At 53.5% G+C, this 9248-nt stretch carries 8 protein-coding genes; 2 read left to right on the forward strand and 6 right to left on the reverse strand.

Annotated features, from left to right (window positions below; translation table 11 throughout):
* Positions 1 to 4 precede the first annotated feature (4 nt).
* Together VKV18_RS14915 and VKV18_RS14920 are read right to left on the reverse strand one after the other, a co-directional pair.
* On the reverse strand, positions 5 to 1276 hold the full coding sequence (locus VKV18_RS14915; RefSeq protein ID WP_324204976.1) for a glycoside hydrolase family 5 protein: 1272 nt from the start codon (positions 1274 to 1276) through the stop codon (positions 5 to 7).
* Positions 1277 to 1293: 17 nt separating this feature from the next.
* Positions 1294 to 3156: a hypothetical protein gene (locus tag VKV18_RS14920; protein ID WP_324204977.1), complete on the reverse strand. Its 1863-nt coding sequence runs from the start codon at positions 3154 to 3156 to the stop codon at positions 1294 to 1296.
* A gap of 387 nt (positions 3157 to 3543) precedes the next feature.
* Here VKV18_RS14920 and VKV18_RS14925 point away from each other — a divergent pair, with 387 nt between their 5' ends.
* The gene (locus VKV18_RS14925) at positions 3544 to 4743 is read left to right on the forward strand and encodes a hypothetical protein (RefSeq protein WP_324204978.1); all 1200 of its coding nucleotides are present in this window, start codon (positions 3544 to 3546) and stop codon (positions 4741 to 4743) included.
* Between the two features lie 156 nt (positions 4744 to 4899).
* Here the strand turns inward: VKV18_RS14925 and VKV18_RS14930 are convergent, their stop codons facing one another.
* From VKV18_RS14930 to VKV18_RS14945, 4 genes are all read right to left on the reverse strand, one after another.
* Positions 4900 to 5103, reverse strand: a complete 204-nt coding sequence (locus VKV18_RS14930; protein WP_324204979.1) for a hypothetical protein — start codon at positions 5101 to 5103, stop codon at positions 4900 to 4902.
* Between the two features lie 87 nt (positions 5104 to 5190).
* Positions 5191 to 5625 (reverse strand): hypothetical protein, encoded by a 435-nt coding sequence (locus tag VKV18_RS14935; protein WP_324204980.1) that lies wholly within the window; start codon positions 5623 to 5625, stop codon positions 5191 to 5193.
* 202 nt (positions 5626 to 5827) lie between these two features.
* Positions 5828 to 6748 carry a hypothetical protein gene (locus VKV18_RS14940; RefSeq protein WP_324204981.1) on the reverse strand — a complete coding sequence of 307 codons (921 nt, stop codon included), beginning with the start codon at positions 6746 to 6748 and terminating at the stop codon, positions 5828 to 5830.
* Positions 6749 to 6904: 156 nt separating this feature from the next.
* On the reverse strand, positions 6905 to 7678 hold the full coding sequence (locus VKV18_RS14945; RefSeq protein ID WP_324204982.1) for a hypothetical protein: 774 nt from the start codon (positions 7676 to 7678) through the stop codon (positions 6905 to 6907).
* Between the two features lie 217 nt (positions 7679 to 7895).
* On the opposite strand from VKV18_RS14945, the gene VKV18_RS14950 reads away from it, so the two are divergent.
* The coding region (locus VKV18_RS14950) for a GxGYxYP domain-containing protein (RefSeq protein WP_324204983.1) at positions 7896 to 9248 on the forward strand (1353 nt) is incomplete at its 3' end.

Raw genomic sequence — 9248 nt, forward strand, 5'->3', positions numbered from 1 at the left:
CGCCCTATTTTGCTTTAAGCGCCTGTTGAAGCGCCGTAGTGAGTGCCTTATTCTCCTCCAGGTTGGCTGTTTTGACCTGATCCATTTTGGCGATCAATTCCGCTTCGCTATCCCGATAAGGATCGAGCGGCTGCGCTATGGGCTGGGTGTTATGGTATAGCCCCCACATGGAGGTGTCGCCGTTTCGCATGGCCACTTTGTAAGTCCAGAGCGACCAGGAGATGTGACGTGCATTTAGCGTTTGTACCCATGTGGCTAGGGTTTGAGGTGTGCCATAAGGCTCTAGATTGAATTCGCCGAGATAGAAGGGCACCCCTCGTTGTTGGTAGATGGCCTGTTCCACATGCGCGATAAGCCCGTCGAGCGCATTCAGGTGGTCTTGAGCGGATTTCGCCTGGAACTGATAGGAATGGGCGCTGAACACCGCGTTCGTCCAGCCAAGCACGTTGGGATAGGGCATATTATCAAGGCCGGTGTAGCCGTCTTCAAAAAAGATGAGGTGCTGCTCGTCAACGGAACGTATGGCGCGATAAAGACGGTCTTCGGCGAGGTAGATCATGGCCGTATTGGGAGCGCCCATCGGCTCGTTGAGGAGGTCGTAGCCCGCTATCTCTGGGCGATCACGGTAACGTTTCGCGATGGTCTGCCAGATGCGCTCCGCTCTGGCGATGTTGTTAGGGGCATAGAAAAAGCGATTGCGCCCCTCTTCGCCTGTATGGTGGTCACGGCTTTGGCGACCTGGTGCTCCATGCATGTCCAAAACGACATAGAGACCGTATTTCCCCGCCCATTCGATGGTCTTATCAAACCATGTCCATGGGTTCGATTCCTCCTCAAAGAGATCGTGGAGAAAGGGAAGGCGCACGCAGTTAAAGCCGATGTCGCAAATGCGTTTGAAATCCTCCTCTGTTATCCAGTGATCGCGCCAGGCCGCCATGAGGCGCAGCTTACTTGCTTTGCCCAAGCGGGCTTGCAGAACGTTCCATAAGGAAACATGATCGCGAATTGGAGGGAGGTTGCTATTGGAGGACGGTTTGGTAATAAATGGCAACATCCACATCTCTTCTGCAAGCCACCCTCCGAGGTTGATGCCTTGAAGAACCACCGGGTTTCCCTTTTCATCTACGATCTGCGTGTCGAGCGTGCGTAGCCACGCTTGGCTCAAAACCCTCCCCGAGCGAGGCGTTGCTGCCGATGAGGGCACATCGTTTGTGCTGCAATAGGCAGCTGCAAGTAGCCCACTGCCTGTTGTTAACAGTTGGCGTCGGGTAATCATCGGGTTGCATTCCCCTCTCAGCGCTCATCAATGAAGCGATAGTTAAATCGCCCATCGGGAGCGCTATCGCCCTCATACCAGAAGTTAACGATGTTTTCATCGCCGCCTATCGGCACATTATCTACCCAGTGAAAATCGAACGTGGTTTTCTGTAGGTTTGTTAGTCCGAGAATACTTCTCGGCACCACAACCATCAGCTCATTGCCTTTCGCCCGATAGGGAATGCGCCACACCTTGCCGCTATGCAAGCTCTGGATGGTAGTAACGGTAGGGCTTAGCACTTTGCGATTCACGACAAAATCGTAGCCATGCCAGCCGGTTTTAGGGTTTTGGTCGCTATCAATCAGCAGTTGCATCCAGTTGGGGTCGGTATAGGGGCTTAGTTTTTCTCGCGTGCGGGCATAGAAGTAGATATATTTGGCATCGCAGGCCACTTTCGCTTCAATGATGTCGTTGCGACCGGAGTTATCAACGTAGTAGTGGGTGCCCCATCCGGGCCAATCGCGGTGCATGGTGTTGCCGATGAAGTTAAGAAAATCCGGCGCGATGCTTTGCCATGCGTCAAAGTCGCCAAGGGGTACGGTATGGAAGCCATGCGCGACCGGTATAGGGCGTACCCCTTTGTAGCGGCGAATGTTTTCCACGAGTTGCATGTAGTAGTTATCGCCAAAGCCGCCTCTCATAGGCATGATGTCACGACTGAACTCTTCGTTGTATTCATCCACGAAATAGAAGGTTCCTTTCGGGGCCGGTTTTCCAAGAAAATGCAGGGCTGGGCCGGGGGAGGGAAAGGCCATAGCCGTCCACTCGTTCCAGCCGGTGACAAACACAAACTGTGGGTCTACTTGGAGGGCGCGTTCCCACTGTTCCTGAAAATAGACCCCTTTGTCCACATCGGCGGCGATGTCCTGGTTGTTTAATGGAGGCTCATAGCCTCCGTTCCCCGGTGCTCCATGGTAGCTTCTGCCGATATCGTTCACCGGGTGACTGGCCACGGCAACAGGCAGCTCTTCGGGGACGTTGGGATCGTTGTGCCAGCCCCAGCGTTGTGGGTAGTTATCAATCCACTGCCATTTATCCTGGCCTGGCTCCCATGCCCACGAGTAGCGCCAGGTGAAGAAATTGCGGATTTTGGGGTCAAGCGGGGCCCCATCATCCATTTTCGCGTTCTTATCGCCGAGGATAAGCGGTTTGCCTTGCCAATAGAACAAGAGGTCTGGGAAGAGGTTGCGCGAATAGAAATCGTTATAAAGTTTCGTAACGGTGTAGCCTCCGCGAGAGTGGGTAACGAAGGCAAACTGTGGAGTGGGGTTGCCTTGCAGGCGCATCTGTTCGGCAACAGCCATGATTTGGAGATAGACCGGCTGATAGGTTAGCGCGTTGGTCACATCGAAGAATATCACGTCCACCCCGGCCTCTTCAAGCATCTGGAGGTTGTGCCGTATCACCCAAGGGTCGTCGGCCATATAGTAGCCCACCACCGGTTCGCCCCACCAATAGACCGCATAAGGTTGCCAGGCTTGCGGTTTTGTGAGGGGGTCTCCGTGAACTTCTTGAATGATCTTTGAGTTGTCGTGCAGGTTGCGGGGTTCATCGTAGGTAGCATGGCCTCCGGCATCATAGCGCGCCAACATGCCCTGGGTGATGAAGTAGAAGATGCCGACAAAGCGACGGCGGGGCGGATGCGTATCGGCCGCAGTGGGTAACGTTCTGCCAAGCGCATCTACGCCCACCCAAGTGTCGAAAGCGATGTCGCGTACGCCAGGCGCCTGTGGCACGGGAACATCGGGCGGTGTGGATTGTTGTTGGGCCTTTGTGGGTTGCCCAAAGAAGATGAGAAGCGGCAAGGCTCCAACAAGGACTCGTAGACAACGCAACACGAGGGAATCTCCTTTCGAGGAAGGGTGGTTTGTAGAATAGATTGAGGAAAAGAGGTGAAGTTTCCTGCCTGGTGGTTCTAAAGGGGCAACATGCTTCAAAGCAGGAATCTGTTTTGTAAAGAGTGAAACAACAGCTATGGCCTTCTATACAAAGTTTCGTGGAGGGATGCGATGAGTGAGGAAGCACAGGATGAACGATACCGGTTATTTGTGCAACATGTACTAGCCTGGCCTAATCAACGCAAAAAAAGAGAGAAGGCTTTGTACAAGGCTTTCTATTTTCTCGTCGTAGCCTGTGTGCTTTGGTTTGGCTGTTTTCTATGTAGTCTGTTGCATTGCTTGCCAATTAAACTGTATCGTTTATTTAATGAAATTATAAGCGGAGCCATGATTGGCTTTGGGTTTATGAATCTCTATTTCAGTGCGATCTTCCTTCGGCCACCCAAGCAGGATAAGAAGCTCCTCGAGCAGCTTGTCGGAAGCGATCCCGCACTGTTCCGGCGAATTTTTATGGAGATACCGTCGGGCTTTGAGGAAAGCGAGGAGCGATGGAGGCGGCTTGTCTGGAGCTATCTAGAGGACATCGCCAGCCCTAAGCTAACGGCAGGAGCTTTACAGGGGTTACAAGGAAGGTTACAGCTTACAGACTATTTTCATGTGAATAACCTCTGTCAAATGCTCTCGTTGTCGAAAAGGGGGACAGGCTCAGAGTTAACTCTGCTATTCGGACAGGCAAAACGCGAGCTTGCCGCTAAGGCGTTGCAAGGTTACCAAGCATTAGGACAGCATGAAAAAGGTGCAGCCGAGCTAGCTCTCATGGAACAGTTGAGGGCACGTGTTATGGAGCATGAGCGGCGAAGGCGCAAAAGGAAGATCGCAACGTTCGGGGTGGCTAATCTTTGTATGTTAGGCTTTTGGGCATTCTGCTTCTCTGTGGTGTATTCTCATATGTTTCCTCGTCTAAGTCTAATGGACCCCCGTGGAACTATACCCACACTGATCGGAGTGCTTCTGTTTTGTTTCGTCACTGGAGTTGTAGAGATTGGGACTTTTATAGGCAAGCTGAAACCTGCCGATAAGAATCTTTTGGAGCGGGCGGTTCGAGACAACCCCCGCAGCCTGCTTCTTCTGTTGGCAAACGCCGCTCCCTCTTATCAGCGCTCCGACCGGTGGAGGGATGCAGTGTTTCGCTTTGTGGCGGCTGGCCAAGATGCTACCTTGAACAAACTCTTTTTGGAGGCTTTGCGGGGGCACCTGATTCCCGAAGACGATGCCCGAGTAAGCTTTTTGCTTCCTGTTGGGATAAGAGCGCTTCAGACCCCCTCTGAGCGCCGCAGCGTTTCGGAGCCGGAGAAGCCGGAAGATCGGGAATGGAGAAAGCTATACATCGAGGCGGATGCGGAGATGATGTTGAAGAGTTTGCTGCGTCCCTCACAAGTGCCTTCCACTCCTGTCGAGGAGTTGTTGCGCATAACAGGGCCGGCGTCCTCTCCCTCGTTAGGGGCAGAGGCTTCCGCAGATCAGCTTTTGCGGGGTTCGGTTGTTCCTCCTGAGAATGCAGACAATGGGCAGACGACCTCGCCCTAGACTATCATGGAAAATACGGTTTCCGCCTCCACATGGGAACGATAAGGGAGTATCTTTGCCAAGATACTCCCTATTATGTTAAGCATCGCTGCTACAAGGCCGACGCCCGCCCTCTCGTTGCCCGTTTTGCACAGGCAAGAGGGCTAGGGATGTGCCTTAGCTCTCTTCTTGAATGGAGCGAGGGGTTTCCGCAACCTCTTCGGTCTGCCAGTTGTCGCAGTCGAGGCGGCGACAATGCAGCATCCGTCGGCTCGTGCCGTTTTCCATCTCCACCGTAGCGATGGAGGCGTAACGGCAAGAGAGGCAAAGCGATGGTTCGAGAAGTCGAACGATCTTTAAGCGTGTATCCTCATTTTTCATAGAGTGCATCCTCGGTATTCATCTGTCGGTAGGTGGCCTGTTTCAGGACGTGCCCTATCTGTTGGACGAAATAAGTTCTCCGTTCGTTCAGACGGGCCGAAGGCTTGTCTCATCGTCACGTGTCATTAGGTGAGCGCGTACCACAACGCTCTGTCCGCATCGGCTTAGCCCTTGCAGATGGCAGATAGCTTCCTCTTCGGTAAGCGCCCACTGTAGTCGTTGTTTTCGCAGCGCAGAGGCGATGCGAACCTGCTCTAAGCTGCCCACAACGGTCAGACGCCCGTAATGAGCGGCAAGACGCTCTCCCAGCGTCTCGATGGTGCGCCACCAGGCTAAGTCGAGCAAGGGCAGACGTCGTGCTTTAGCGAGGTTGATCACGACCTCGAAGTGGGCTGTAAGCAAGAGGTAGCCAATGGCCTCGACCAACTGTTTCTGAGCGCCTTCATTCCATTCCCCCTCCAGCGTGAGCACGGGTATGCCGCTATGTAGATGAAGGTGCAGGGTGCACGACGTATTTTCCATAGGTCTCTCAAAATCTCTCTACCGAGAACGTTTGGCTTCATTATCGGCAGGAGCGCTTGAGAACAGGAGGGGGAATAGAAAGCTTGGCATTCCACCCGCTCTCTTCCACAGAAACCACCGTTCCCGATCCGTTTATTCCATATTTCCACCTGGATTTTACAATGGAGAGCTTAAATCGGCCTGGGGCGCGGAGATAATGGAATTAGAAGCTTAGATTAATCCAGTCTTGCACGACCTGATACTCTTCTTGAACACATGAAGACCACACCGACGGGTCATAGTTATTTGTCAGGACGATCTGCGTCCAATTCTGGGATAGGGCATTATAGGCACGAGAGTGGTTAAGGCATATCTGGGCTTTTTGTTCGCAATCGTAGACAAGCTGCATGTCTGTCTGTGCAAGCTCTTCATCTCCTTTCGCCATAGCCTCGCCAGCAAGATCACAGAATATACTTGCCATTTCAAGGTAGTCTTGGTAAAGGCTATAAAAGCCTTGTGCTTTGTAAGCATCGCCAGATTGGAGGTTTTGAGCAACCCGTTTCAGCCTCAGCTCGTCTTGGGATGTGTTTTGAACTCCGTTCGTCGCCAGGTCGTGCGCCACGTTGGCCAGCTCAAACCAGATATGGGCGAACTGCTGACAGTTCTGCATCTCAATCCGATAGATCTGTTTCATGTTTTCATCAATCTGCTCGGTCTGTTGGTTGGACTGCATCTCCGAAGTAGGCGATTGTTGAGTGTGCTGCATGAGGCGTTCTTGAAGCACATGCCCTAGATGCAGATGTTCGTATGAAAGCGTTTGTGCTTGTTGGGCAACCTGCTGCCATTCTGACTGCTGTGCCGTTGGCAGCGGAGTTTGTAATTGGGGCATAAGCGGTGTCGTGATCTGCTGTGGAGGCGCTACCCGGGCTGTGCTTACGAGCGCGGATGACGGGGCCGTCTGCACCGTACGGGGTGGTTTCGGATCGCGCCGTGGGGCATGGTGCGAAGGCACGGCAACAATGAGAACGATTATGCTGACGAGGACTAAGCCGAGAACCGTCGCAATGGCCAGGATAAACTTCGAGCGTTGTTTCTGGGGCGGTTGCGACGATAGGCTACCCATTTTATAGACAATAGGCGGCATGTTTGGCTCCTTATTTAGTCTTTTATGTTTTAAGCTAGGAGGTCATAAACAACGCAAAGGCCTCTTTTATGAAATGCTAGTTCGCTATTTGAAAGTGGAAATTTGTGTGCGCTTTTGTTTGTGTGGGTGGATACTAGTTGGCGAGCGATCGCTGCCTTAAAGCAGCGTTGCATCATCCTCTGCGAAGCCGGGCGGCCCGTCGAGGGTGGCTTCTAGGTGAACCGTTCGCACACCGTAAGCAGACACCGAGAAGTACTCGCCGGTCGTCATCACGGGCACTGTAAGGGCTTCTCCAGGAGCGATGCTGCGATCCAGTATTTGCGTTGGGAACTGAATGGTGCCTTCATAGGGCATGAGAACGTAGGACGTGCCTAAAACATTCACGCTTAGCTCGTAGTCGGTGACGTTGTAGGGGGTATCGTTGACAATGGTGATCTCACCGTTACAGAACTCGTGGTCATTGCCGTCGTTGATAACGCTTAGATGTGCATTTGCAAGATAGACTCGGCCGTTGGATACTGGTGGCGACGGCAAGGGGGGCGGAGGGACATCCATAGGGGGCATCGCGTTCGGAGTTGGCATGGGAGGCGGCGGGGAATCGGAGATACCAAGAGATGCTGGGGGCGTGTTTGGTACGTTATGGGGCTTAGTCGGATACGTAGGAGGAGCGGGTGAGATGGGAGCGGTGATTCGCGAATAGGGGTTTGGAGCGCTTGTGGGAAGAGGGCCTAACGGAGAAAAAGTGCTGGAAGGCTTCCATTGGGAGGGCGTTGGGACGGCCGACAGGGGACGATAAAGGGTAATGTAGCCGTAAAGGCCGAATAGCCCTGTTGCTAACAGGAATAGAGCCACGCACAAAACGGTGAGTCCTATCTGCTTCGAGGAGCGATAGGGAGCATAGTTTCTTCCTTTGTAAATCTTACCGGGCATCGGTATCTCCTTTCTTGAAGCTATAGTTTATAGATACAACAACTGCCTGTGGCTACGGAGAGACAACAAACATCAACAACTCACGATAGCACATACACTTTAATTATAACATTCTCATGATAAAAGCGGAAATAGCGCTTTTGGGGACAGGCAGGAATTTGGGGGCTTTTTGCGAAAGTCCTATGGCAGAAGCCAATGCTGTTTTAGGAGGTTTTAAATGATCTCGCGGTTTTCCCCCAGACGTTCGTTTCTTGGCTGGATGGCCCTCTTCCTCTGCTGTCTCGGTACAAGGGTGGCAGCACAGGTGCCGGCGGACATTCTGCATGAGGTTCCGGCACACTTTGCCGTGCCTTCCGGCTCCTATACGTTGGTGGCTACATGGGCGGCTGCGGGCGCGCTCTATAAGCACGGGACGGGTAAGGCTGTGGCCGACCCTCAAGCACTGGAGGGCAAGGCTTGGGAGGTGAAGGTGGGTGAACCAAGCGCTGCCATGCTTTTTGGGCCTTACATCACCACGCTGCCACAGGGCGACTATGTGGCTTTTGCGCGCATTGCGCGCACCAGCTCTACCGACGAAGAGGTCATAGGAACGCTCGATGCTTGTGTAGATTACGGGCAGAATATCCTGAATTCGGTAGATTTAGACACGGCCGATCTTCCTCGTGGGCACTATGTGGAGATTCCTCTGCCCTTCCACTATCCTGGTGGGGCGCTGGAGGTGCGCGTGAACTGGGCGGGGTATGCGAACTTGCGGGTGGATAGGGTCACCTTGTTTCGTGTAGAGGGTGTAAACCTCTCTCAGTTTATTCACAGGGCGCCCCCGGCTCGCGAGAGCGGAGAGCCAAACCATTTAACCCCTCTCTTTGCTCCGGCAGGAACGCCTCTCTTTCCTCGCTCACAACCGCCCGCTTCCACGCTGGAGGTGCTTGATCTGCGCAAGCAGGGGCCCTCTTGGCAGTTGTTACTGTTGAGTTTGCAGGGGCTGATCAATCGTCAAAAGCCCCGAATCTACTATCTTCTCAACGACCAGGACGCCTTTTGGTTGCGGTGGATGCGAGAGCGAGGCTGGATTAAGGGGTGGAAGGAAGTAACCGACCCTCGCCAACTCCTCCGACAGTACCGTGACGTATATCATGGACTTGTGGTGACCGACCCGGCGCGCCCGGCCTCGGTGAACGTTGCCACTATGATCGCCGGCATTGATGACCTTTTGGTGGCTACGCCCTCGTTAGCAAAAGAGCTTAGGCTTCCTGTGAAAGAGGATTTGAGGGGACGTTGGACGACCGATGCGCAGGCCTACCAATGGGCTTTTGATCATCTATGGCCTCAACTCAATCACGAGGTGATCTCTTGCACCTATCCCCAACAGATGCCGCTGCGTGACTATCTTGTGGAGAACCGCATCTTTATCTTCTGGATTTCGGGGCCGATTGATGGCGCACGGCCGGGCGCCAACCCAACGGCAGAGATGCACCTTATGGAACAACTTCTCGCCAAAATGCCGGCAGATGCCCCGGTCATCAGCTATCCCTATGCAGGGCAGGACGTTGGGGTTGGCGAAGGCCCCGGT

Origin of the sequence: Chthonomonas sp., assembly GCF_035294505.1 — a bacterium.
In the GTDB taxonomy this organism is placed as follows: Bacteria; Armatimonadota; Chthonomonadetes; order Chthonomonadales; family Chthonomonadaceae; genus Chthonomonas.

Bases quoted from the DNA above. Each gene is read 5' to 3' on its own strand.
- VKV18_RS14915 (WP_324204976.1), bottom strand. From the start codon at position 1,276: ATGATTACCCGACGCCAACTGTTAACAACAGGCAGTGGGCTACTTGCA.
- VKV18_RS14925 (WP_324204978.1), top strand. From the start codon at position 3,544: ATGATTGGCTTTGGGTTTATGAATCTCTATTTCAGTGCGATCTTCCTT.
- VKV18_RS14930 (WP_324204979.1), bottom strand. From the start codon at position 5,103: ATGAAAAATGAGGATACACGCTTAAAGATCGTTCGACTTCTCGAACCA.
- VKV18_RS14935 (WP_324204980.1), bottom strand. From the start codon at position 5,625: ATGGAAAATACGTCGTGCACCCTGCACCTTCATCTACATAGCGGCATA.
- VKV18_RS14940 (WP_324204981.1), bottom strand. From the start codon at position 6,748: ATGCCGCCTATTGTCTATAAAATGGGTAGCCTATCGTCGCAACCGCCC.
- VKV18_RS14945 (WP_324204982.1), bottom strand. From the start codon at position 7,678: ATGCCCGGTAAGATTTACAAAGGAAGAAACTATGCTCCCTATCGCTCC.